The 23343-nt window shown below is 70.4% G+C and carries 18 protein-coding genes; 8 read left to right on the top strand and 10 right to left on the bottom strand.

Going from position 1 to position 23343, the window contains the following annotated elements:
• Positions 1 to 83 precede the first annotated feature (83 nt).
• The 5 genes from IPK71_04475 (at position 84) to IPK71_04455 (ending at position 7514) form a co-directional block, all read left to right on the top strand.
• Positions 84 to 908 carry a hypothetical protein gene (locus IPK71_04475; GenBank protein ID MBK8212984.1) on the top strand — a complete coding sequence of 275 codons (825 nt, stop codon included), beginning with the start codon at positions 84 to 86 and terminating at the stop codon, positions 906 to 908.
• Between the two features lie 302 nt (positions 909 to 1210).
• Positions 1211 to 2722, top strand: a complete 1512-nt coding sequence (locus IPK71_04470) for a protein kinase (GenBank protein ID MBK8212983.1) — start codon at positions 1211 to 1213, stop codon at positions 2720 to 2722.
• A complete protein-coding gene (locus IPK71_04465; protein ID MBK8212982.1) occupies positions 2719 to 3330 on the top strand; it encodes a hypothetical protein in 612 nt (203 codons plus the stop codon). Before IPK71_04470 ends, IPK71_04465 begins: the two co-directional genes overlap by 4 nt.
• Before the next feature lie 34 nt (positions 3331 to 3364).
• Positions 3365 to 6130: a protein kinase gene (locus IPK71_04460; GenBank protein MBK8212981.1), complete on the top strand. Its 2766-nt coding sequence runs from the start codon at positions 3365 to 3367 to the stop codon at positions 6128 to 6130.
• Positions 6131 to 6164: 34 nt separating this feature from the next.
• A complete protein-coding gene (locus tag IPK71_04455) occupies positions 6165 to 7514 on the top strand; it encodes a sigma 54-dependent Fis family transcriptional regulator (GenBank protein ID MBK8212980.1) in 1350 nt (449 codons plus the stop codon).
• Between the two features lie 4 nt (positions 7515 to 7518).
• On the opposite strand, the gene IPK71_04450 is transcribed toward IPK71_04455, so the two are convergent.
• Both IPK71_04450 and IPK71_04445 read right to left on the bottom strand, forming a co-directional pair.
• Positions 7519 to 8721: a serine/threonine protein kinase gene (locus IPK71_04450; GenBank protein MBK8212979.1), complete on the bottom strand. Its 1203-nt coding sequence runs from the start codon at positions 8719 to 8721 to the stop codon at positions 7519 to 7521.
• Positions 8722 to 8909: 188 nt separating this feature from the next.
• Positions 8910 to 9746: a hypothetical protein gene (locus IPK71_04445; GenBank protein ID MBK8212978.1), complete on the bottom strand. Its 837-nt coding sequence runs from the start codon at positions 9744 to 9746 to the stop codon at positions 8910 to 8912.
• A 130-nt stretch (positions 9747 to 9876) separates the two neighbouring features.
• On the opposite strand from IPK71_04445, the gene IPK71_04440 reads away from it, so the two are divergent.
• Together IPK71_04440 and IPK71_04435 are read left to right on the top strand one after the other, a co-directional pair.
• A complete protein-coding gene (locus tag IPK71_04440) occupies positions 9877 to 10842 on the top strand; it encodes a hypothetical protein (protein ID MBK8212977.1) in 966 nt (321 codons plus the stop codon).
• Between the two features lie 146 nt (positions 10843 to 10988).
• A complete protein-coding gene (locus IPK71_04435; GenBank protein MBK8212976.1) occupies positions 10989 to 11792 on the top strand; it encodes a hypothetical protein in 804 nt (267 codons plus the stop codon).
• Positions 11793 to 11844: 52 nt separating this feature from the next.
• Here IPK71_04435 and IPK71_04430 read toward each other — a convergent pair whose 3' ends face one another.
• From IPK71_04430 to IPK71_04395, 8 genes are all read right to left on the bottom strand, one after another.
• Positions 11845 to 13236: a fibronectin type III domain-containing protein gene (locus IPK71_04430; GenBank protein MBK8212975.1), complete on the bottom strand. Its 1392-nt coding sequence runs from the start codon at positions 13234 to 13236 to the stop codon at positions 11845 to 11847.
• 118 nt (positions 13237 to 13354) lie between these two features.
• Complete coding sequence (locus IPK71_04425; protein ID MBK8212974.1) at positions 13355 to 14437, bottom strand: hypothetical protein; 1083 nt, start codon at positions 14435 to 14437, stop codon at positions 13355 to 13357.
• A gap of 297 nt (positions 14438 to 14734) precedes the next feature.
• Positions 14735 to 15979: a hypothetical protein gene (locus IPK71_04420; protein ID MBK8212973.1), complete on the bottom strand. Its 1245-nt coding sequence runs from the start codon at positions 15977 to 15979 to the stop codon at positions 14735 to 14737.
• Between the two features lie 109 nt (positions 15980 to 16088).
• Positions 16089 to 17324, bottom strand: coding sequence for a hypothetical protein (locus IPK71_04415; protein ID MBK8212972.1), 1236 nt, complete (start codon positions 17322 to 17324; stop codon positions 16089 to 16091).
• Between the two features lie 210 nt (positions 17325 to 17534).
• Positions 17535 to 18191, bottom strand: coding sequence for a hypothetical protein (locus IPK71_04410; protein ID MBK8212971.1), 657 nt, complete (start codon positions 18189 to 18191; stop codon positions 17535 to 17537).
• 172 nt (positions 18192 to 18363) lie between these two features.
• Positions 18364 to 20445: an elongation factor G gene (gene fusA, locus IPK71_04405; GenBank protein MBK8212970.1), complete on the bottom strand. Its 2082-nt coding sequence runs from the start codon at positions 20443 to 20445 to the stop codon at positions 18364 to 18366.
• A gap of 367 nt (positions 20446 to 20812) precedes the next feature.
• Entirely contained in the window at positions 20813 to 21313 is a 501-nt protein-coding gene (locus IPK71_04400; GenBank protein MBK8212969.1) for a hypothetical protein, read from the bottom strand.
• A 189-nt stretch (positions 21314 to 21502) separates the two neighbouring features.
• Positions 21503 to 22498 (bottom strand): hypothetical protein, encoded by a 996-nt coding sequence (locus IPK71_04395; GenBank protein ID MBK8212968.1) that lies wholly within the window; start codon positions 22496 to 22498, stop codon positions 21503 to 21505.
• Positions 22499 to 22684: 186 nt separating this feature from the next.
• On the opposite strand from IPK71_04395, the gene IPK71_04390 reads away from it, so the two are divergent.
• The gene (locus IPK71_04390; protein MBK8212967.1) at positions 22685 to 23269 is read left to right on the top strand and encodes a hypothetical protein; all 585 of its coding nucleotides are present in this window, start codon (positions 22685 to 22687) and stop codon (positions 23267 to 23269) included.
• The last annotated feature ends 74 nt before the right edge of the window (positions 23270 to 23343 follow it).

Raw genomic sequence — 23343 nt, 5'->3', positions numbered from 1 at the left:
TGGCGCTCTTTCCGAGGGCGAGAAGACACGAGACGTGCGACGGCGGGCACCGAGCTGCGTAACCGAGGGGTGGAGGACAAAACATGAAACGAAGCGGCTTCGTCGTGGGATTCGGCGTTCTTGCGATCGCGGGGGGAGCCGCCGTGGTGGGCTGTCTCGGGGATGAAGGCGTCGTGCCCGCTCCGGGAGACGACGCGGGGCAGGCGGCGGACACGTCGGTGGCGCCGAGCGAGGCGAGCGTCCCCGAGGCGAGCGTTCCGGTCGACGCGGGCGCCGATGCGCCGGCCAACCTCGACGCCGCGAGCCTCGACGCCGAAGCCGACGGAGACATCGACGGTGGCGCGGCCGACGCGAGCGCGGACGCGACCCCCGATGGCGCGGTCGACGCGGGCCCTCCGGTCGTCCTCGTCGACGGCACGACCTTCCCCGTGCTCGGGTTCGACTTCAACGACACGACCCTCGTCTACCGCGATAGCCGCGGCTTCCACACCTGCCCCCTCTCGGGCTGCGCAGCGCCCGTCGCGAGCTACACGACGCTCGCCCTGGCGCAGCCCGTGCGCTTCACGGTCAGCGGCACGCGCCTCTATTGGGTGAGCCTCGGGGCGCCCGCGACCACGTTCGAGATCCGCTCGCTCGAGGCGGACACGCTCACCCTTCAGCGCAAAGAGAACATGCTCTTTTGCACGAGCGTCCAGTACCTGCGCGCCGAGGCGACCGCCACGATCGCCGTGTACCGCGCGTCGTCGAGCTCCTCGGGAACGAACCCGCAGACGTTCAGCCTCAACCGCACGCCCAACGTCTCGCGCACGGGCGTCGCGGCCGAAGGGCACTGCGTGGCCACGGGCTGCCAGACCGCGACGCACACCTACGCGATCGTCGGCGGGAGCATCGTCCGCACGCCGAAGTGACGCGCCTCGCCGCCTCCCGACCACGCACGCAGCGCCTCCTTGGGCGTGCCTCATCAATGCGTGACCTTGGGTGACTCGAGCCCGATCCAGAGAGCCCTTCGAGTGAGGGTGCGCTCCATCGGGTGACGCCAACCCTCCGCAGCGACCTTCGGCCGTCGTGCCTGGAAGTGTCCGATATCACTGGAATACGTCCGCGGCATACTCCGTGCTCTCTTGCGCTCTGCTCGAGGGAGATCCGGCTTTCCCCCCCGGTCCCATCCCGCCGGATCCCTCGAGCACCTTTTGCCGCGGAGAGGTGGTTCGTGCAGGCGAATCTTCGACCGGGCGACGTCCTCTGCAAAAAGTGGAAGATCGTCCGGTTCCTACGGATGAGTGAGACGAGCCAGGCCTACCTCGCGGACCACCGCAACGGGTGCCGGGTCGTCGTGCGCGTGCTGCACCCCCACCTCTGCACGGACGAGACGCTCTCCGCTCGGTTCCGCCGCGAAGCGTACGTGGCGAACACCATCACGCACCCCGCCATCATCAAGGTCATCGACGACGACGTGCTCCCCGACGGGCGCCCCGTGCTCGTGACCGACCCGGTCGAAGGCGAGACCCTCGAGGACATCCGCAAGGCGTTCGGTGGCCGCATTCCGCTCGATCTCGCCGTCGATCTGATCACGCAGGTGCTCGACGCGCTCGAGTGCGCGCACGCGGAGGGCATCGTGCACCGCAACCTGCGACCCGAGCTCGTGCTGGTGCAACACGGGCAGGTCAAGATCGCCGACTTCGGCTTCGCGAGGGTCGTGAGCTCCGCCGAGGACCTCACCGCCATGGGGCTCGTGCTCGGGACGCCGCAGTTCCTCGCACCCGAACAGGCCCGAGGTCACCGCGAGCTCGTCGACGCGCAGTCGGACCTCTTCGCCGTGGGCGCGATCCTCTTTTTGCTGCTCTCGGGGCAGCACGTCCACCCGAGCGACTCTCCCGACGGGTTCTTGTACTCGGCGACGCTGTCGTCGGCGCGCTCGCTCCGCATGGCCGTGGGCGAGGATCTCGTGCCCGACGAGGTGGTCGACGTCGTCGACAAGGCGCTCAAGTTCAAGAAGGCCGAGCGTTGGCTCTCGGCCGATGAGCTCGCCACGGCGCTCCGAAACGTGGTGGCGGGCAAGCCGGCCGAGCCCGTCGACGACGAGCCGCCCCTCTTCGCCCCGGACGAGCCGACCGTCACGACGCTCTCGGACTACGAACGGGTGCTCCTCGAGGCCGAGCTCGATCGCCCGCCGCCTCCCGCACCGGCGAGGCCTGCCCCCGCGGACGACGTCGTCACGAGCGTCGCGCCGGAGGAGCCCGTCGTCACGGCCCGCAGCACCTTGGTGATGGCGCCGTCGGTTCCGCCGCAGCCGCTCGCCGTCTCGGTGGCCCCGCCGAGCCTCGCGCCGGGGCCGGTGTCTCGCCCGCCGGGCCTCGGATCGTACTCGCGTGTCCCGCCACGGGACGACGAGCCCGTCTTCGCGTCGTCGCGGCCTCGCGCCGTCCACGTGGAGCGGTCTCAGCCTCCGGATGCCCCGGCGGAGGTGCCGAGCGTCGCTCCTCCTCCCGCTCCTCCGCTTCCTCCGGTCGAAGAGCTCGCGCCGATCCCTCCGAAGGCACCTCCATCCGCGTGGCCCTTGGCGTCGCGGGTCGCGCTCGTCAGCGCGTTCGTGCTCATGTTCTTCTCCGTCGCGGTGTTCGCCTGGGCGCTCCGATCGCGGCCGCACGGCGCCCATGAAGGGGAAGGTGCGCACGCCGTCGTTCGCCTTCACGCGGGCGTCTCGCTCACGGAGCCCCGATGAAGCCGGGGCGTCCGACGCTCGTCCCCGAGCGCATCACCTTGCCTCGCGGGCCCATGCCCGACCGCGCCACCATGACCGTCGAAGAGGTCGTGTCCACGGGCCACGACATGGCGACCGCCGTCGGGATCGCGCACGCTTACCGCAAGGAGCTCGCGACGATGGACGCCGACGTGGCGTGGGCGAGGCACATCGAGCTCGCGGTGAGCGTGGTCGGTGACGACCCGCTCTACAGGGACGTGGCGGCGGTGGCAGCCTGCATGATCGAGCTCCTCACGGGGGAGCCCCTCACGCGCGATGCCGTCCCCAGCGTGGCCGAGTCCGTGCGCGCCGCGCGGCCCGATTGCCCCGCCGTTCTGGCCGAAGCCTTCGCGCGAGCGCTCGCGCCTACCGCCTCTTCGCGCTTCGCTTCGGCCGACGAGCTCGCCCGCGTGCTCTCGGTCATCTTGGACCCCGTCGAGCCCCAGCCGACGGCGTCGCGGCTCCCGCCGATGACCCCCGAGCTCCTCCGTCGGCTCACCCGCGCCTCGAGCATCCGCCGAAAGGCATCGAAGAGCGAGCCGGCAGCGCCCAGCCCCACCTCCTATGCCATCGACCTCAAGAAACGCTGACCCCGAAGCGCCCAAGGCCCCGCGAGGGAACGGCGTGCTCGCCGTCGGGGCCGAGGTCCATTCCGGGTACCGCGTCGTGCGCGTCGTGCGGGCCGACCGGCGTGGCCACTGCTACGAGGTCGAGGACGCCGAGGGCAAGCGCGCGCTCGGCTACGTCCTGTGGCTGCGCCTCCGTGAGCGCGCCCTCGAGCGGTGGATCCACGAGACCACGCACGTGAACCGCGTGCTCACGCCCGGGATCCCCAAGACCCTCGCGACCGGAACGGGCGACTCGGAGCGCGCCGTGGTCGTCACCGAGCTCGTCACGGGAGAGTCGCTCGAGGAGCTTCGAAGGCACTGGGGTGGTCGCCTCCCGGGGCCGGTCGCCATGGAATTCGTTTGTGAAATCCTAGATTTGCTCGAGACGGCTCACGGCAAGGGCGTCGTGCACGGCGCGCTCCGGTCGGAGAGCGTGCTCGTCGATCCGGAGCGCAAGGGGCAGCGCCTCGCCATCCCCGACATCGCGTTCGCGCGGCTCGTCTCGGAGAGCTACCGCAAGGTGCCGGGCGCGAGCAGCGCGGGCGTGCTCTTGACGCTCGCCCCCGAGCAGCGGAAAGGCGAGCTCCTCGCCGACGCGCGGACCGACGTGTACGGCGTCGCCGCCCTCGCGATGGGGCTCCTCGGGGCCGATCTCGCCGCGCTCGTCGAGACCGAAGGAGCCGATGCCCGGGACACGCGCCGTCGGTTCGTCGAGGCGGCCGTGGCGAAGGACGGGCTCCCGAACGCCCTCGTGGCCGTGTTCGAGAAGGCGCTCTCGGTCTCACGGCAAGAACGCTACGCCGCGGCGTGGGTCTTCGCGCGTGAGCTGCGGATCGGCCTTGGGCTCATCCCTGCCGAGGAGCCGGACCCCTCACCCGCCGATGGCGATGGGCGATCCATCGTCACGCTCGATCAGCTCGTGCGCGTGATGATCGACGAGGCGCGCCTCAGCATGGGGTCGGACACACCCGGCGACCCGCTCGGGCGCACCGCCGAGGCCGAGGCAGCGAGCTATCCGGGTGCGCTGGCCGACGCGCGGTCGGCGCCGGTGCTCGTGACCGAGGTGAAGGCCGACCGCTCCGAGCGTCCGCGCGGCATCGCGGAGATCGACGGGGTCCACGACGAAGAGACGTCTCAAGTGCACTACCTGGTCGACGACACCGGCGTGGTGCTGTCGTCGACGGGAGCCGAGATCGTGCGTCGAGCTACCTCGGTCACCGAGACCGCGGTCACGCGTCCCAACGCGCTGAGCCCTTCGGGCCGTGCGGCCACGAGCCGTCCGCCGTCGCTCCTCCCGGACGCACCTCAGGTCCCGCCGTCCCTCCTCCCGGAGGCTCCCGCCGTTCCGCCGTCTCTCCTCCCCGAGGCTCCGCGTGGCGCCGAGGCGTCGAACGATCTCAGGTGGCTGAAGGGCACGCTCGTCATGACGCGCGATCCGGCGGCCGACGCGCAACCTCCGCCCTCGCAAGCCGGACCGCAGCGCCACGACGGGCAGGGTGACGCCGGAAGGTACGCGATCGATCGGCCGATCGCCTCGGGCGGGATGGCGACCGTGTACCTCGGCAAGATGTTCGGCGGGGCGGGCTTCTCGCGCACCGTGGCCATCAAGAAGCTGCACGCCGGCCTCGCGAGCGACCCCAAGTTCTCGCGCATGATGCTCGACGAGGCCCGCATGGCGTCGCGCATCACGCACCCGAACGTCGTGCCGATCCTGGACGTGGTGACCTCGGGCGAAGGCGTCATGCTCGTGTTCGAGTACGTCTTCGGCGTGAGCGTGGGGCAGCTCGCGCGCACGTCGGCCGGGCGTCGTGCGCTCCCTCTGCCCATCGCCGCGGCCATCGTGGTGGGCGCCCTCCGCGGGCTCGAGGCCGCGCACAGCGCCGCCGACGAGGTCGGTCAGCGCCTCGGGCTCGTGCACCGTGACATCTCGCCGCAGAACCTGATGGTCGGCAGCGACGGCGCCGTTCGTGTCATCGACTTCGGCATCGCGCGGGCCCTCGGTCGTGCCGAGGTCACCACGGGGAACGAGCTCCGCGGCAAGGCCTCGTACATGGCGCCGGAGCGCTTTCGAGGCCAAAAATCCGACCATCGCATCGATCTGTGGGCGATGGGCGTCGTCTTCTGGGAGCTCGTCTGCGGCGCCAAGCTGTTCGACTCGGAGGACCCGATCGAGACCGCCCTCATGGTGTGCACGGGGGCGATTCGGCAGACCGGGGTGGACGCGCTCGATCGGGTGCTCGAGCGCGCGCTCAACCGCGACGTCGACGCGCGGTTCCCCTCGGCGGCGGAGATGGCGAAGGCGATCGAGTCGGCGCTCCTCGTGGCCGATACGCGCGTCGTGGCCGAGTACGTCCGGGAGCAGTGCCCGGCCCACCTCGAGGCGCAGCGCGAGGCGCTCCGGGCCCTCGACGCGCGCTTCGTCGGCCTCGAGCCCGAGTCGCGCAAGCCATTGGGAGGGGGTGGTGTGGCGATCTCCACGCCGGCGCCCGTGCCCGTCCCGGCCCCGCTCGAGCTCATCGCCCGCGCGGCCAAGGAGGCGAACGAGGCTCGCGAGAACGAGGTGGAATTGCCGAATCGGCAAGTGACAGATCTCCCCGAGCTGTCTCCAGCCTCTTCGAGGGGCTGGTGGATTCACGGCTCTGGGCCCACGAGCGGGGGAGCCGCTCGTGCGCAGGGGCCGGCGGTGGCACCTTTGGTGTCCACGCGTTCGGCGTGGGTCGCGCTCGCGATCTCGGTGGTCTTGTTCGTGATGTCGGCGGCGACCTGCATTTTGCGCCCTTGAGCGCGATGAGCACGCATACGATGGGGAGACGCCGATGAGCGACCAAGGCCCCGCTTCGCGCTCCGAGACCGAGGGTACCCAAGGGCGATCGATCGTCCATGGTGCGCTCGCCGTGCAAGTGGAGCGCGACGGGAGCGAGGCCGTCGGTCACACGGTGCCCTTCGACGGCGAGCGCGTGCGCATCGGCGCGCACCCGAGCAACGACGTGGTGCTGCGCGACCGGCACGTGTCGCGGTTCCACGTGCAGTTCCTCCGCGAGGCGAACGGCTGGCGCGTCGTCGACTACGGGTCGATGAACGGCACGTACGTGAACGGCGTGCAGGTGACCGATGCGCGCCTCCCGGGCCCCGAGGCGGTGATCGACGTGGGCCAGTCTCGCCTCAGGGTGCGCGAGGTCGCGTCGACGCGCGAGGTCTCGACGCTGGACCAGCTCTCCTTCGGCGAGCTCTACGGCCGCTCGCTCGCGATGCGAAAGCTCTTCGCGATCCTCGAGCGGGTGGCCGCGCACGACACCACCGTGCTCATCGAAGGCGAGAGCGGCACGGGCAAGGAGCTCGTCGCCGGGGAGATCGTGCGGCGCTCGTCGCGGGCCGAGAAGCCGTTCGTCGTGGTCGACTGCGGCGCCATCTCGCCGAGCCTCGTCGAGGCGGAGCTCTTCGGGCACGCGCGCGGGGCGTTCACCGGGGCCGACCGCGAGCGCGCGGGGGCCTTCGAGTCGGCGCATGGTGGCACCGTGTTCCTCGACGAGATCGGCGAGCTCCCCCTCGAGCTCCAACCGAAGCTCCTCCGCGCGCTCGAGGCGCGCGAGATCCGCCGCGTCGGCGAGGTGCACCCGCGCAAGGTCGACGTGCGCGTCGTCGCCGCCACGAACCGTAGCCTCGAAAAAGAGGTAAATTTGCGCCGTTTTCGAGAGGATCTCTACTACCGCCTCTCGGTCATCTCGGTGCGCGTGCCGCCGCTCCGGGAACGTGTCGACGACATCGAGCTCTTGGTTCGCATGTTCCTCGACCTGTTCGGCGCGACCGAGGCCGACGATCTCTTCACCCCCGACGTGCTCGCGGGGCTGCGGGCTCATAGTTGGCCCGGCAACGTCCGCGAGCTCAAGAACGTGGTCGAGCGCGTGGTCGTGTTCCGTGACGGCTCGCCCGCGAAGGGGCTCGGCTCGCGGCGCGGCGAGGCCCTCGACAAACCCGAGTTCCTCCCGTACCGCGAGGCCAAGGCGCGCGCGATCGACGCCTTCGAAAAGGCCTATTTGGGCGAGCTGCTCGAGTGGGCGAATGGCAACTTGAGCCGCGCGGCCCGCCGCGCCCAGATGGATCGCATGAACCTCCATCGGCTCGCCCAGCGCTTCGGGCTGCGCGAGGGGCGCGGCCTCCGCGATTGACGCTTCAGGGGGCCGCGGGTGTGCTCGCGGCTCTCGAGCGGGCTTCGGCGGGAGACACGACGAGCCTGCCGATCGACCACACGAACGTGACGATCGCCACGGCCAAGATCGCGTACGCCGCGCGGACGGTCGACCTCCGCGCCATGAAGGGCACCTCGGCCTCCACGGCAGAGAGGCGCGGCCGTGACGCCGTGCGTGCGGCCTTGGATCCGAACGGTGCGAGGGCCTTCGCGAGGTCGTCGACCGAAGAATATCGGCGATTTGGGCTCTTCTCGAGGCATCGCTCGACGACCGCGACGAGCCCCTCCGGCGCCTCGGGGCAGAGCGCGCGGAGCGAGCGCGGCTTCTCGAAGAGGATGCGCGAGCCGGCCTCGAGCACCGACTCCCCCGAGAACGGCACACGTCCCGAGAGGAGCTCGAAGAGGCACACCCCGATCGACCAGATGTCCGAGCGCGCGTCGACGTCGGACGAGGCGCGCACCTGCTCGGGCGACATGTACTCGGGCGAGCCGAACACCTCGGACGTGTGGGTGATGCGCTCCCCGCTAGCCACCTTCGCGATCCCGAAGTCGATGAGCTTGAGGCACGGTCGACCGCGATCGTGATCGGCGACAAGGAACATGTTGGAGGGCTTGAGGTCGCGGTGCACGACGCCCGCGGCGTGAGCACGCGAGAGGCCTGCGCACGCCTCGAGCAAGAAATCGACGGCGATTTGGTGAGGCAATGGGCCGTGGCGCTCGCGGTACCGAGCGAGGTCCTCGCCCTCGAGGTATTCCATCACGAGGTAGGGAAACCCTTGCTCGTGTCGGTGCGCGGCGAGCACCTTGACCACGTGGGGCGTGGCCATCGCGGCCATCGCGTGCCCTTCGCGCTCGAACCTCTCGAGCGTCCGAGGCGGGGTGTGGGCCGAGGGGACGAGCACCTTGAGGGCCACGTACCGATCGGCCGCGGGCTCGTACGCGAGCACCACGAGGGAGGCGCCGCCACGTCCGAGCGGACGTTCGATCACGTAGCGACCACCGAACAGCGTCCCCGGCGAGAGCAGCGCCTCGAAGCGCCCGTCGATCCTTGCTTCGGTCGGCGTGGGCACCGACACGGGGCCCCGGATCGGCACCGTGCCGCCGCTCGACGGGGAGGGCAGGCGTGCCGTGACATCGCGCGCGGCGCCGCCGTCCCAGGGCTCGTGGCCGGGTACGGGGAGCGTCATGCGCGGGAGACGGGACGCCGGCATCGTGGGACTGGCCTCCCTTAGCGTAGCTCACCGGTGCGGTCGATCGCGCCCATAGGCAAAAATAAGGGTGATCGGAAGGATCGGTGGTCGCCATCGATCCACGTTCGCGCGGCAAGGATGGGCTCGGTGCGGCGACGACGTGCCGCCGTGGCACGTCGTCGCGCTCACTCGGAGGGCGCGCGCGCGCTCGCCGTCGGCAACCCGGCCCACTCGGGCAAGCCCGCGACGAGCTTCGCGAGCTCGGCGGTGATCTCGGGACCGGCGACCCCCACCGAGTGCCCACGTGGGCCGTAGTCGGCCGTGCGCGCGTGGGGCCCGAGGCGGCGAGGGAGGCTCGCGCCGCACCCCCACGTGGAGCAGGTGGCTCGCGCGCGGATCGGGCCCGCGAGCAGGCGACCAAGGGCGACGCTCTGTTGGCGGTAGCCACCTTCGTGCACGAACAGCGCGCCGACGGGGAGCTTCGACGCGTGGGCGACGACCACGGCCATTTCGGCGCCCTGCGAGAACCCGACGAGCAGAGGAGGCGCGTCGGACATCCACGCGCCGTAGCGCTCTCGTGCGCGCGCGAGGGTCGTCTCGGCGCGCTTCGCCGCTTCTTCGGCCGAGCCCCACGACGACGGGAGCCCCGGGCGCTCCGTGGCCGTGCGCGGACACACGACGAACGCGTACCCGCCGGTGGGGCCCATCCAGTCTCCGCATCCCCACTCGGCGAGGGAGCCTGCGCCATGGAGCGACACGATGACCGGGCGCTTCTCGCGCGCTCCGATGGGCACGGTCACGATGCCCACGTCTCCTTCGAGGCGCACGAGCCACTCCCCTTCGATGGGCGGAAGCGGAGGGCTCGACGTCGCCGGGAGCTCGTGACCCCGAGCCTGCGCGACCGAAGCGTCGGTGCGCTCGGGCGGTGGTGGTGCGGGAGAGCACCCTGCGACGCACAGAGCTAGGCCGAAGCGCGCGGCCCACGAGACGAGACGAGGTCCGAGGCGAGAGGGGTTCTGCATACCCGCCCATCGCCCCGAGGGACGCGACGTGACCGGATCTTCGAATGCGAAAAAGAGGAGATATATTCATCGGTTGCGAGAATCGTCGTCGAGGCGGTCACGTCGGCCGCGTTCGAGCGATAGGCTGGTCATGGCGATGTCCTCGGCGTTCTCGGGAAGGCTCGTGGCAGAAGAAGCGCACAGGCGCGCGGTGGCGTCGGGGCTCGCTCGGCCCGAGGTGCGCGAGGGGCTCGTGTCGTTCGTGCGGCGGGTGGTCGCGCGCGACGACGTGTCCGACGTGGTGCAGACGGTGCTCTGCGAAGCGCTCGCCTCGCCGCGGAGCCCGACCGAGCCCGAGGAGCTCGCGCGTTGGGTGAGGGCGATCGCCAAACACAAGGTGGTCGACTACCGGCGTCGTTCGGGCAGGCTCGTGCTCGACCCCGACGTGGCGGACGCTCCCGTGCACGCCGACGTGCCACCGGTCGACGAACGGCGCGCGCTCGGCGAGGTGCTCGCGGAGGCCACGACGTCGCGGGACCGCGAGACGCTCGACTGGATGGTGCGCGAGCATCAAGGCGAGGCCTTCTGCGCGATCGCGGAGGAGGCGGGGCTCACCTCTCCGGCCGTGCGAAAGCGTGTGTCGCGGCTTCGTCAGGCGCTCCGATCGCGCCTCGCGTGGGCCGCTGCGCTCGTCGCGCTCGTCGCGGTCGTGCTCGCCGCAGTGAGGTCCCTCTCGTCCGACGAGGCGCGCCCCGACATCGCACGCGACGCCCCCTCCGAGGTGTCCTCTCTGCACGGCGCGGCCCTCTCGGGGGACTACCGCGTCACCTCCGTCGAGCTGCCTCCGGCGCTGTCCGAGAAGGTGGCGAGCACGCTGCGCGCGTGGACGACCGGTGCCACCGTGCGCATCGCGCGGGATCGTGTGACGTTGTCGTCGCATGGTCGTTCGGTCGACCTCGCGGTGTCGCGCGTGGTCTCGTCGAACGGCCGTACCCGCTGCGCGCTCCGGCTCCCTTCGGGCCTGACCGTGGACGTGACCTTGGTCGAGCGCGCAGGTCGGCTCGACGTGACGGCCCAGTCGGGCAACCTCTTGGGGCGCGCCGTCCTCCTCCGCTGACGACGGGCCGGCTCGTTCGGCGTAGCGCGGGCGGGGAGAAAACCTGCCGTCACGCGACGCGTCGAACCGCCTTGACGCGGGGAGAAATGGGGCTACAACGCGGCGCACATGTAGGCGATGGGCCTACAACTGGCCAGGAGCCACACATGCCTTCGTTCGTATCGCGTCTCGCCGTCGTCGCCGTTCCGCTGCTCTTCACCGTAGGGTGTGCCGCCGAGACGGGCAGCGAAGCCCCGACCGAGGACGAGGCGGGCGAGAGCCAAGAGGCCCTCTCGACGTGCGGCTCGGCCAAGTACGGCGAGGCGCTCGTGCACTACAAAGCCGCGGTGAAGGCCGCGCAGTCGCGCCTCCGCGAGGGTGTCTGCCAGAGCGAAGATGGCTTTCTGGAGAGCATCGCCGACCACGCGTCACGCGCGGTGATGACGTGCGGCGCGTTCCGCTCGGTGATCCGCACGAGCCCGTGGGCCGCGCCCGTGCGCACCACGCTCGCGCGCACGCTCACGCTGCGGAGCCTCACGGGCGAGCTCTCGGTGATTCGGGACTCGGACTACCAAAATTGGACGGGGGTCGAGGCCTTCTTCGCGAAGGGGCTGACGTTCTCGGCGCGCCCCGTCGGCGCGTACGGGTCGCCCGTGATCGTCGAGCTCGAGGCGAACGGCCGCGCGGTGTGGCGTGAGCAGGTGTACGACGCGAAGACCGGAGAGATCTCGATGCGCGCCGTGCCCGCGCGTTACACGGTCGCCTCCTCGTCGGGCCGCGCCTCGGGCCCGCGCCTCGTCACGATCGTCCACGCCGGAATCACCGAGAAATTCGCGCTCGGCGTGCGCAACCCGGCTTCGTACAAAGACGCGCCCGACTTCGTCCTGACGCCCCTCGGGAACGGCGCCGTGCTCGGCGAGGGCGCGAAGGCCCCCGAGCTCTTCGCGATCGTGTCCGAGTGCGACGCGTGAAGCCGAAAGCGCGAACGACGCCGCAGCCGAGCGACGTCGTCCGCGTGACGGGTCAGTGCCCGAACCAGTGGATTCGGACGAGCGGGCTCGGAACCGTCTGGGTCGTGGTCGACGCGCACGCCTTCAAGGCGAGCGGCAGCGTGGGGGTCGACGTTCCGTAGAGCTTGGCGAGCCCGGTGGCGTCGAGGCTCTCCCCGCGACGGACGAACACCGACTTGTCCGCGTCGGTGCAATCCGCGACGTCCGCTGACGGGCGGATGAAGGTGAGGGCGAGGAGCGTGGTGCCGTTGGCGGTGTCCGGAAGCTCGATGCGTGACACCGTGCCAGTCGCGACCCCGAAGGGCGGAAACACACCGTAGAACGGGAGGAGGCCCGTGGCGGGAGGGAAGGGCGCAAGCGTCATGTCGGACGTATGGTTCGTGGACGCCGCGACGGCCGTCGTTCCGCACACGCGCGTCGAAGACGCTTCGTTCGACCGGTTCATGGCCGTGACGGTCATGCAGACCTCGTAGCCAGAAGGGAGGGGCGCGATCCGAACCTGTGTCTGCGAGGCGTCGACGTACACGTCGTCCGGATCGGAGTCCGCGGTCACGGAGGCATGGATCCGGTAGGACTCGGCGTTCGGCACGGCGTTCCACGCTACGGTCATGGCGTGCTCCTCCGTGCCGACGATGCGCACGTTCGTGGGCGCCGTGACGGGGAAGGGCAAGAGCTGCGCGCGCACGATCGCGCTCTGCGCCACGGCGGGTGCGTACTCCTTGAAGGCTTCGGCGTAGAACTCCCACGTTTCGTTCGTGGCGAAGCGGTGGTCGTCGATACGAAGGAGCGTCCCGGTCGACGTGTCGCGTCGGGTCGCGCGCCGCTCGGTGTGGACGACTTGCCACGTCGGAGTGCCGACTTTGCGGCCGTAGATGCGAAATCCTCCTTCGTTCGTGCTCTTGTCCTCGATGACGAAGCGGAGCCCGACCTGGCTCAACGTGGTCACGGAGAGGCCCGGCGCGGCCACGGGCCCGAGGTCGAGCGGTACGGTGGCGCAGCGCGATACCGAGCGCGCCTCGTGAGTGAGGTTCGTCGCGAGGACGCTCCAGCAGTACGTCCTCCCCGGCTCGACCTTCGTGTCCGACAAGGTCATCACGCGCCCGGCCGAACAGCCGACGTCCGCGACCCGCTTCTGGACCCCGGTGTCGGAGGCGGTCTCGAGCAACGAGTGGGCGTCCGCGTTGCTCCCGCAGGTGAACTTGACGGAGACACGGTCGAACGCGGTCGCGACGATGCTCACGCCGGTGGGCGTGCCGACCGGGCCGGAGTGACCGGGGTCCGTGTCTCCCGGATCGACCGCGACGGCCTCACTCGAGGATCCGAGCGGGGGCTCGTCGGTCGGGGACGCGCACGCCGCCGAGGCGAGCGCCGCGAGAGAGAGAAGGAAGAGAGTCGACGTCTTCATAGGTGCCTTCGTGGAGCCATGGCGCGTGGCCGACATGGCCGGGCGCCGACAGCTCGCCCCATGAGCACCGGCCATGCCACCCTTACGCCGCCGAAGGCTCACGATTTCATGAGTGAATTCAAGGGCTAACGTCGCTGGTAGGGCCGGGCGCGTCGGGCGTGCCCGTGGGCGCGCCCGTATCGTCCATGGGCTCCACGTCGCCGCCGAGCCGAGCCCTCGGGTCGTGACCTGCGACGATGCGCGCAGCCGCGACGGCGACGAAAGGCCGAAGCCACAGGTACACGAACGGGACGTGCGTGAGCGCCCGCACCGCGACGAGGCCGAGGAACGCGCCGAACGAGCGCTCGCCGTGCGTCGCCGGGGAGCCCAGAGGCCGCATGAGCCACGCGAGCAGCCGTGGATAGGCGAAGAGCCTCGGGTGTTTCGCCATTCCCTCCTCGAACGGGCGAAGGAAGAAGGGCAGCGGGCCGAGCGGCTCGTCTCTCCACGCGTGCCCCGACTTGGCTGCAGAATACACGACGCTCCAATAGAGGCCCCAAAGGGCGACGACCACGGGGGCGACGAAGCGCGTCGTGCCTGTGGCCTCGACGACGACGTAGAGCGGGAACGCCGAGGCGAAGACGAGCGCTCCGCGGACCCGATCTCTCAGCTTTCGGAGGGCCCACTTCGGGTCGAACGAGACCTTCGGGATCTTGGGCTCGTCCTCGGGGGCGACCTTGACGAGCAGGGCCAAACGTCGCGCGATCTCGTCGTCGTACTGGCGGGTCAGTGCGATCAGGAGCCACTCCGCGACCACCATGAACGCATAGACGCGCGAGACGAGGCCGAGCCACGGGAGCTTCTCCCTCGCGCGCGCGAGCAGCCGCTCGACCTTCGTTCGTCTCGTGGGGGAGGAGCCGCGTTCGCCCTCTCCTGCCCGTTCGTGGACGGGGATCGTCACGGCCTCGGGGGCGCCCGCGTCGCCTTCGCGCGAGATCGTGACGTGCGCGCCGTCGGGCAGCTTGACGTGGAGCGGCCCGACGTCGACCTCGGTGACCTCGGTGGTGTGGGGGACGACCTTCGGAGGGGCCGGCGGCGTTCGATCGAACCGGAGAGAGAGCGCGTAGAGGACCGTCACCGCCGCGAGCACGAGCGCGCGGACGCCGTGGGCCCGGGCGACGAAGCGACGCGTGGTCTCTTGTCGCCAAACAGCACGAAACATTTGAGGAAATAGGGCGATCGTCGAGAGCGGCCCAGCCAGACGTTCCGGGCCCGCGTCGAGAGGTCGGGGGCCGAAGAGGACACGCGCGTCGCGCACGACTCGGAGGAAAGCGCGTGTGCCGTGGATGCGGACCCAGAGCCGCGCGCGCCGAGCTGCCTCACCCACGCGCGGGACACTAAGGCCTGCCCCACGGTCGCGCAACGCGCCCGCACGCCTCCGCGTCCCGTCTTGCCGCGCGGCCAGGTCCGTCGTCGACCGAGCGCGCCGAGGGCTCTACGCCGAATGGCGCCGTGCGCGTCAGGGGCGACCGCTGCGAGCCCCTGGATCGAGGCGCGCGAGGACCCCCTCCGAGGCCTTCAAGGCCGTGTCCATCGTGGTGGCGCCGTGAGCGACCTGCCACGCGAGGAGCTCGAGGCACGAGCCCGCTTTCACTCCGATGTGTTCGGGATCGACGGACGTCTGCAGACCTATCGCGGTGCGCACCATCGCCTCCACGAACGTCGCGCCGCGACCTCGAGAGACGACGACGAGCGTGGGGAGGTGCCGACGGAGCGTGGCGAGGTGCTCGGGCGTCACGTCGGGCGATGCGTCGATCGAGACCTGGGGGGCGTCGCACTCTGCCTTGGCGCTCGCGAGCATGTCGCAGCTCGCCTCGCATTTCGGTTCGACCTCGCAGCCTCCTTCGAGCTTGCCTCCTTCGCACGCGAGGGGCTCGAACGCGCCGTCGCACGTGCCGTCGCAGAGCGCCGCGACGTCGCGTGTGCCGCGGCAGAGGCCTCCGCACGTCCCCTCGCAGGTGCCCTCGCACGACGCGCCCGGTGCGAGCGCGGAGCATGTGCCCTTGCAGATCCCTTGGCACGTACCGTTCAGCGCGCGGCCCCCACCCGCCGTGGCCTCGCAGGTGCCTTGGCAGGACCCATGGCAAGGTGCACCTTTCTCGGACGTGCACGATCCACGGCATGCCCCCGCGCAGGTGCCTTGGCACGCGAGGTCCGCTCCGCCTCCTGCGCTGCAGGTGCCGCGGCACGCGATCCGGAGCTTGCCCCCCGTGCACCGCGGAGGGCGGGCCTTGATGTCGCACGGGCCTTGCGCGCACAGGCCTCGGCACGTGGCCTTGTCGGCGATCGAGATCCGGCAGATCGGGGGGGTGAACGTGATGGCCACGGGCCCCTTCGCTCGAACTTGGGCGTCGATCGCGCGTGCGGCGAGGTCGCAGAAGGCCCTCGTGCTGTCGTCCCCCTGGTTCTCTCGGGCCCGAGCGAGCTCGGCGCTCGAGGCACCAAGATCCACCGCGATGGCCTGGCACGCCTCGATGACCGCGTCGCGCGTTCTCACCGAGAGGCCCGTGAGCGCGTTGGTGGCGTCGAGCGCCGCGGCGTATTGCCCCGCCCCGCGCCCATCGACGTAGACCCGTGTGACATCGATGCAGCAGAGCGGGTCCAGGTCCAGGAGGTTGCACCCCGGAGCGCCGACGGCGAGCACGGCGCCCGCGACGATCGCTCCCGAGGCCGCGGCCCGACGGACGCCGTATCGTTCGGACATGGAAGACCCCCGAAGGTTCGTGCAGAAGAGTGTGTCGTAAGAAACTGAGTGTATTTTACAGCGAGGCCCGATGGGGGGAAGAAGCGAATCCGGGCCTTTGGCGCGTGCCTCAGGGGCGTAGACCGGTGAGGACCTCGCTCGAGGCTCTCACCGAGGCTTGCATCGTCGTGAGGCTGTCGGCGGTCTGACTGCCGAGCTGGTTGAGACAGGCTATGCCCTCCGTGTCGAGCGCCTCCGAGCTGACGGACGCCGCCAGGGTGCGCGTGACGTTGGCGATGACCGTGACGAGCGCCTCGCCGCGACCCTGGGCGTTCAGAGCGAGGCGGGGGAGGTTCTCGCGGAGGGACCTGACGTGCTTCGGCTCCACGCCCTTCCCGACTTCGAGGCTGACCTCGGGGAGCGAGCACTCGAGCGCCGCGGCGGCCCTCGCGTCGCAGTTGGCGTCGCACTTCGGGTCCGCCGCGCAGCCACCTTCGAGCTTGCCACCTTCGCAGGCGAGGAGCTCGGACGCGCCGTCGCACGCGCCGTCGCAGCGGACGGCCACGGTTCCCGTGCCCTTGCACGCGCCCCGGCACGTGCCCTCGCAGCTGCCCTTGCACGTGGCGCCGGGCGCGACGGACGAGCATGTCCCTTTGCAGGTGCCCTTGCATACGCCGTTTGCTTCTCGGCCCCCGCTCGCCGTGGCCTCACATACACCGTCGCACGCGCCGTTGCAGGCCACGCCTTCGGTCGTGGTGCAGGAGCCTTGGCAGCTGCCCTCGCAGGTGCCTTCGCACCCGACCTCGGCGCCTCCCCGGGCGCTGCACGTCCCGCGGCACGCGATCTGGAGCTTGCCTCCCGTGCATCGTGGTGGGCTCGTGCTCGTCTCGCATCGGCCGTCCGTGGTGCACAAAGCTTGGCAGTTCGCCCTCGCGGCGACCGAGGCGCGGCACCGTGGAGGTGCGATGGTGACGCGGAAGGACCCCTTGGCCTTGATTTGCCCCGTGATCGCGCGGCTGGCGAGGTTGCACCACCCCTCCGCGGCGTCGCGCCCCGACATCCACCGAGTGTCGTCCGGCGGTGCAGAATCGAGGTCCGTCGCGATGTTGCGGCACGCCGTGACCACCTCGTCGAACGAGCGCTGCGCGACGGCGGTGAGCTCTCGGGCGGTGGTCTTGGCGACCGCGTACTGTCCGAAGGCGCGAGGGTCCTCGTAGGTGACCTCGTCGGCGTTGGTGCAGCAGAGGATGGCCGGCCCCCCGAAGGTGCAGGCCGGAACGAGCCCCGAGAGCCCGAGGAGCGAAGCCAGCGCGAGGCACGCGCGCAGGCCGGCGGGTCTCGTGGATTGGACGTGTGACGTGGTCATGGAATCCCCCGCGGAGCATCGCGCGTGTCGTTCTCCATGAGACGATACCTCAGTGTGTAAGTCAAGCGCATCAGCGTGTCGCGTGCTGGTCCGGCCCGCCCCACGGCGACACGTGCCTTCGACGACGACGGAAGAGGCCCGAGGCCCGCGCGCCGCACCTCGGAGCGCGAAGGCGTCACGCAGGCTCGACCCTCTCGATCGACGGCCCTTTCAGAGCTGCTTGCAGGCCTTGATCGGCGCGAGGAGCGCGTCGAAACAGGCCTTTTGATCCGTGCAGGGCTTGGTGAGGCAGGCCGCGGCGCCCGCGCCGATACCCTTGTAGGCGAACGCCGCGGGGGAGCAGAGCTCGTCGTCGGGGAACGCGGCGCCACACTCGGTGACCTTGGCGAGGCACGCCGTCGTGTAGTCGCGCGCGGCTTGCCCGCCCACGGCCTCTCCGGCTTGGGCGATGCAACGATCGTCCCCCACGCAGGAGGGAAACCCGTAACAGGTCGCGTAGGCCGTGACGGCGGCAGGCTCCATGAGCCGGCCGTAGAGGCATTTGGTGCTCTCGTCACACGTCCCAGGGATTCCCCCTCCGCCGTCGAAGCATTGGGCGCGGCTCGCTCGCGCGTCGCAGATCGCTTTCTCCGTGGCCGAGAGGCCAGCGTCGTTCGTGCCGGTGTCGGGGTTCGAGCTCGCGTCGTTCGTGCCGGTGTCGGGGTTCGAGCTCGCGTCGTTCGAGCTCGCGTCGTTCGAGCTCGCGTCGGTTCCGCCGTCGGAGGGCGCCGGGTCCGGGTCGGAGCTGCACGCGGCGAGCGCGGCGGCTGCGGCGATTGCCGAAATGGGAAGTGCGACGAGGAAAGACAAACGGAAGCGGTTAGGCATGGCGCGCTCCAAGGCAATCGCCGTGCCTCGACCGCCAGAGCCTTGATCGCGGCGAGCTCGGCCCGCCCCGTGAACCGGCCTTCTCGCCCCTCGCGACATCCCCGGTCGTCTCGCGCTCGCACGGCGGACGAAAAAAGCACCCCGCGATCCGGAGATCGCGGGGCGCCAAGGGTCAGGCGGGCGTCAGCAGCACGCGCGCCTCGGTTTCGGGCAGCTCGCCGTATCCGTCTGCTTTGACGACCGCGGTCCCGCGCCCGCCGGTGATGCCGCGCAGGCGAGAGACCCAGTCGAAGGTGGACGAGAGCGGCATCTCGGCGGTGACGACCACCGAGGCGCCGCGCGGGGCGATGCTGCGTACCGTCCCACGTCGGCTCTGGAGGTCGCCCACGACGCTCCCCACCATGGCCTCGGGGACCACGATTTCAGCGTGCGCGAGCGGTTCGAGCAGAACGTGACCGGCCTCCAGGGCCGCGCGCTTGAAGGCGAGCGACGCCGCGATTTCGAAGGCCGCTGGGCTGGAGTCTTTGACGTGAGTCGCGCCGTCGACGAGGCGGACCTCGGCGTCGACCACGGGATACCCCGCGAAGACACCGCGGCTCGCCGCGCCTCGGACTCCCTTCTCCACGGCCGCGACGAGCTCCTTCGGGACGGCGCCACCCACCGTCGCGTCGACGAAGGTGATGCCGCTCCCGCGCTCGCTCGGGGCGACCGAGAGCGTGACACACGCGTACTGTCCGGTACCTCCCGACTGCCGAATGTGCCTGTATTCTGCACGTGCGGCCTTCGCGAGGGTCTCGCGGTACGCGACCTGGGGTTTGCCCATCGTCACCGCGACGCCGTGGTGCGACAAGAGCCGCGCCACCACGATCTCGAGGTGGAGCGCGCCCATGCCGCCGAGGACGAGCTGCCCGGTGTCCTCCGAGGTCGACACGCGAAGCGAAGGGTCCTCGACGAGCATCTTCCCGATGGCCGACGAGAGGCGCTCACGATCGGCCGAGGTCTTGGGCTCGATCGAGACGAGCGCGACCGGCTCGGGCGCGAGGATGCGCTCGAGCGTCACGGGGTGCGACATGTCGCAGAGCGTGTCCCCCGTGCGCACCGTGCTCGCGCCGGTGATGGCCACGATGGCGCCCGCGTGTGCCTCGTCGATGGGCTCGCGCGTGTCGGCGTGGAGCACGTACATCCGCGCCACGCGATCACGTACGTCGCGGGGCATCACGCGCACGGCCTGCCCGGCGCGGAGAACGCCGGAGTAGATCCGTACGAACGTGAGGAAGCCCGCGCTCTTGTCGCTCGTGGTCTTGAAGGCCAAGGCCGCGAGGGGCGTGTCGTGCGAGTCGTCCGCGGGGCGAGACTCCTCTCCTCGTGGCCCCTGGCCTGTCGCCGGTGGCAAGTCGGCCGGGGAAGGAAGATAGGAGACGACGGCGTCGAGGAGCTGCGGAATGCCGCGGTTTTTCAGCGCGGATCCGCACACGACGACGAGCAGCTTCGACTCGAGGGTGCCCTTGCGCAGGGCGCGCTCGAGATCCACGGCCGCGACCGGGCGGCCCTCGCAGAACGTCGCGAGCACCGCGTCGGACACGTCGGCGCACGCCTCGACGACCTTTCGCCGAGCTTCGGCGAGGACCTCGCGATAGGCCTCGGGGACGGGGCCCACGACGTAGGATCGATCGTCGTCGAACGTGAGAGATACCTCGCGCACGACGTCGAGGAGCACGCGGCCCCCGTCGACCGGGACGTGGAGGACGACGGGACGAGCGCCGAGCCGTTCTCGGAGATCGTCGACGCAGAGCGAGAGGTCGGCGCCGGGTTTGTCGATCTTGTTCACGAAGCAGATGACGGGGACGTGGTGCCGCTCGGCTTGGCGGTAGACGGTCTCCGATTGGCACTCGACGCCGCTCGCCGCGTCGAGCACGAAGATGGCGCCGTCGAGCACACGGAGCGATCGCTCCACCTCGATGGTGAAGTCGATGTGCCCGGGAGTGTCGACGAGCTGGAGCCTGTGCTCGAGACCTTCGTAGACTCCCTGTTTGGGAGACCAAGCGACGGTGGTCGCCGCGGCGGTGATCGTGATGCCGTGCTTCTGCTCTTCGGGGAGGTGATCGAGCGCGGCGGTGCCATCGTGAACTTCCCCTGTTTTGCGGATTTTGCCGCAAAAATAGAGGATTCGTTCGGCGCAGGTGGTCTTGCCGGCGTCGATGTGGGCCATGATCCCGAGGGTACGGAGGCGAGTGAGGGGGATGTCGCGAGGCATGGAAGTGTCCTGTCCCTCCCGGTCGAATCGGGAGGCGTTCTTGCGTGAGCGTCGAGGGCTCGTCGCGCGTCGAGACGACAAACGCAGCGAGGCCGGCTATCGCGGAGCGCGGAGCCGGCCTCGAGGACACATCGAGCTACGAAATGCCTTACGCGACCGCTCCGCGGGGGAAATACGTGAGGATCACGAGGCGCAACATAGTTCGTGAGATATGGCGCGCGAACATTGGATTGTCAAGCCGACCATGGATTTGGCTCGCCGCACGTTCCGCCCCCGCCGGGAACGCCAGCCGCCGCCAGCGCCTCGGATGCCTCTTCACGGACGGCCCGACGAGCCACGGCGACCACGCTCGAACGGTGTCGTGGGCTCATCTTTCGCCCACGCAGAAGCCGCCCGAGCCCTGCGCCGTGCACGACTCGAGGCCGCTCACGAGGACGGTGACCTCTTCGCCCTGGGAGGTCACGGAGACCCGCTGTTCGTTGGTGAAGTCCCCCACCGCGAGCGACGTGCCCGCGTGGTTGTAGACCTTGGTCTCGACGAGGAGCTCGCCGCGGTCGGCGAAGGCTCGAGCGCCATCTCCTGCCATCTCGAACGCGACCGGGAAGCCGCGAAATGGCCCGTCGGCTTGGAGGAACACGGGCGCCGCGCCATCGGCGCCGCGGTAGGTGCGCAGCGTCACCACGATGTGCGCGTCAGGGGCGATGGGCATGTCGTCGTTGAGGGCCGTGGCCTTCTTCTCTCGATCGATCGTGCCCGAGACGAGGGTCTGGCCCGTGCCCGAGACGAGGTTGGTCGTCCCGTTCGCCGAACACCCCGAGACGATGGCCGTGACCGTGAACGCGCAAGCCAAGAGGGAGAGAGCTTTCATGCCTTCCCCCTCAGCAACGCGTGTGCCGTGCACGCGACATGCGCGTTTCCAGGGAAATTGTCGGGTGCGCCGCGCGGCGTGACGCTCACGAGGGCTGTGCCATGTGCCACGCTCGGATCGTGGGACGGAGACGTGTCGTGTCTCGCGAGAGGCGGGCCGCACGATCCTCGGCCACCTCCATGACCCGCGTCAGAGCGTGTTCTCGGTCGCCGCGCGGGAGGCCTCGAGCAGCTTCGCGGCCGCGCTCGTGTCACCGTCGGAGGTGAGCGCGTGGGCCGCTGGGGCCTTCGGGCTCGGCACGGTGACCTGGGGAGCTGCGACCGTGGGGACCTTGGTGACCTGGGGAGCTGCGACGGTGGGGACCTTGGTCTTGGAAGTCGCGACGACCCTCTTCTCCGCGGGCGGGCTCTCCGGGAGCTCGAGGTCGACCCTCGGGCTCGCCGCGGCTTGGGCGAGCGCGCGATCGGCGACGGGCGCGATCGGAGCAGGCGTGGCCGCTGCGACGTGGGACGCGGTGGCCCCTTTCGCAGGGGGGCTCGCGAAGCTCGCGCCGAAGAGCACGCCGGCCGCGAGCCCCACGGCGAGGAGGGCCGCGCCCACGAGGCCCCCGGAGCGTCGAGGGCGCATGGCGAGCACCGCGGCGTCGTCGTCGAGCGCGGCGAAGGCGGATTGTGTCTCGTTCGCGGGGCTCGGCGCGGGCGCTACGGCGGGGCCGGAGGGCGCGTAGAAGGGGGAAAACAGGCGCCGCGCGGTGTCTTCGGAGGGGGCGCTCGCGACGAACGCGGTGGGGGTCGGCAGCATCGGACGCGGGGGAGGAGGCACGCTGGACGGTGCGGGGCGCACGACGAAGGGCGCCGTCACCGTGATCACGTCGGCCACGACCTCGAAGCTCGATTCCCGCTCGGGGGCGCTCGCACCGGTGGGCGTCGGGAGATCCGTGCACGGAGAGAGATGCGCGTACGAGCGAAACGACACGTCGGGCCGCTTCGGTCGCGGACGAGGCACCGCGGCCACCGCAGCCGCGGCCTTGGGCGTGGGCCTCGGCGCGCTCGTCGCCGTGCGGACGTCCCGGAGGGCCTTCGCCATCGAGAGCGCCGTGTCCACGTGGGTGGGGCCGAAGTCCATGTCGGGAGACATGTCGATCTCGGTTCGGGTGGTCTCGTCGTAGGGAAGGGCGGAGCGCACGCCCTCCCGTGTTGCACCGATCGGGCCAACCGAAATCGTGGAAAATTCCGGCACAATCGTGCCGAACGGCGCGCCTCGTGGACTCGAGCCGTGCCTCACCCCTGGATCGACTGCCGATGATCCGGCCGATCGCGTCCTCGTGCGACGTGGTGGCTCTCGGGGTCGACCCGGGGTAGGTTCGCCGTCATGGCTCGTCACAAGCTCGGTCTCACCGAGGGCTCGACGCTCGCGATCGTCTCGGGTCCCAACGACGTGGTGCTCGCCCTCCCATCGGGGGTCACGCTCCCTCCGAAAGGGCCGTGCGCCGTGGTGCTCGCGTTCGTCACGAAGGCGAAGGAGCTCCCGAAGGCGGCCAAGGCGGCGCGCGCACGTGCAGGCGCCGATGCGATCGTGTGGTTCGCCTACCCGAAGGGCGGGGCGCTCGGCACGGACCTGAACCGCGACTCCCTCGCGCGCGCGCTGTCCGAGGCGCACGAGCTCGACCCCGTGGCTCAGGTCGCGCTCGACGACACCTGGTCGGCCCTCCGTGTGAAGAACGATCCGAAGCTCCGCGCCGAGCGCGCTGCCCGTGGAGGCATCGGCCGACCCGTGACGAAGAAGGCGCCCGCGAAGAAAGCGGCACCGGCGAAGAAAGCGTCGCCCGCGAAGAAGGCGTCGCCCGCGAAGAAGGCGGCACCGGCGAAGAAGGCGCCCGCGAAGAAAGCGGCACCGGCGAAGAAGGCGGCACCGGCGAAGAAGGCGGCACCGGCGAAGAAGGTCACGAAGCGCTAACTGCACGTTCTCGCAGGTCTTTTCGGGGAGGGACGTTGGGCCGTTTCGTTCGTTTTGCTGCGGCTCGCGTGTGG

The organism is Myxococcales bacterium (assembly GCA_016712525.1).
Taxonomy (GTDB): Bacteria; Myxococcota_A; Polyangia; order Polyangiales; family Polyangiaceae; genus JAAFHV01.
This window is presented reverse-complemented; position numbering and strand designations above follow the sequence as displayed.

Coding starts and splice junctions, on each gene's coding strand:
- IPK71_04475 (MBK8212984.1), top strand. CDS start 84: ATGAAACGAAGCGGCTTCGTCGTGGGATTCGGCGTTCTTGCGATCGCG.
- IPK71_04465 (MBK8212982.1), top strand. CDS start 2,719: ATGAAGCCGGGGCGTCCGACGCTCGTCCCCGAGCGCATCACCTTGCCT.
- IPK71_04455 (MBK8212980.1), top strand. CDS start 6,165: ATGAGCGACCAAGGCCCCGCTTCGCGCTCCGAGACCGAGGGTACCCAA.
- IPK71_04450 (MBK8212979.1), bottom strand. CDS start 8,721: ATGACGCTCCCCGTACCCGGCCACGAGCCCTGGGACGGCGGCGCCGCG.
- IPK71_04445 (MBK8212978.1), bottom strand. CDS start 9,746: ATGCAGAACCCCTCTCGCCTCGGACCTCGTCTCGTCTCGTGGGCCGCG.
- IPK71_04440 (MBK8212977.1), top strand. CDS start 9,877: ATGGCGATGTCCTCGGCGTTCTCGGGAAGGCTCGTGGCAGAAGAAGCG.
- IPK71_04435 (MBK8212976.1), top strand. CDS start 10,989: ATGCCTTCGTTCGTATCGCGTCTCGCCGTCGTCGCCGTTCCGCTGCTC.
- IPK71_04430 (MBK8212975.1), bottom strand. CDS start 13,236: ATGAAGACGTCGACTCTCTTCCTTCTCTCTCTCGCGGCGCTCGCCTCG.
- IPK71_04425 (MBK8212974.1), bottom strand. CDS start 14,437: ATGTTTCGTGCTGTTTGGCGACAAGAGACCACGCGTCGCTTCGTCGCC.
- IPK71_04420 (MBK8212973.1), bottom strand. CDS start 15,979: ATGTCCGAACGATACGGCGTCCGTCGGGCCGCGGCCTCGGGAGCGATC.
- IPK71_04415 (MBK8212972.1), bottom strand. CDS start 17,324: ATGACCACGTCACACGTCCAATCCACGAGACCCGCCGGCCTGCGCGCG.
- IPK71_04410 (MBK8212971.1), bottom strand. CDS start 18,191: ATGCCTAACCGCTTCCGTTTGTCTTTCCTCGTCGCACTTCCCATTTCG.
- fusA (MBK8212970.1), bottom strand. CDS start 20,445: ATGCCTCGCGACATCCCCCTCACTCGCCTCCGTACCCTCGGGATCATG.
- IPK71_04400 (MBK8212969.1), bottom strand. CDS start 21,313: ATGAAAGCTCTCTCCCTCTTGGCTTGCGCGTTCACGGTCACGGCCATC.
- IPK71_04390 (MBK8212967.1), top strand. CDS start 22,685: ATGGCTCGTCACAAGCTCGGTCTCACCGAGGGCTCGACGCTCGCGATC.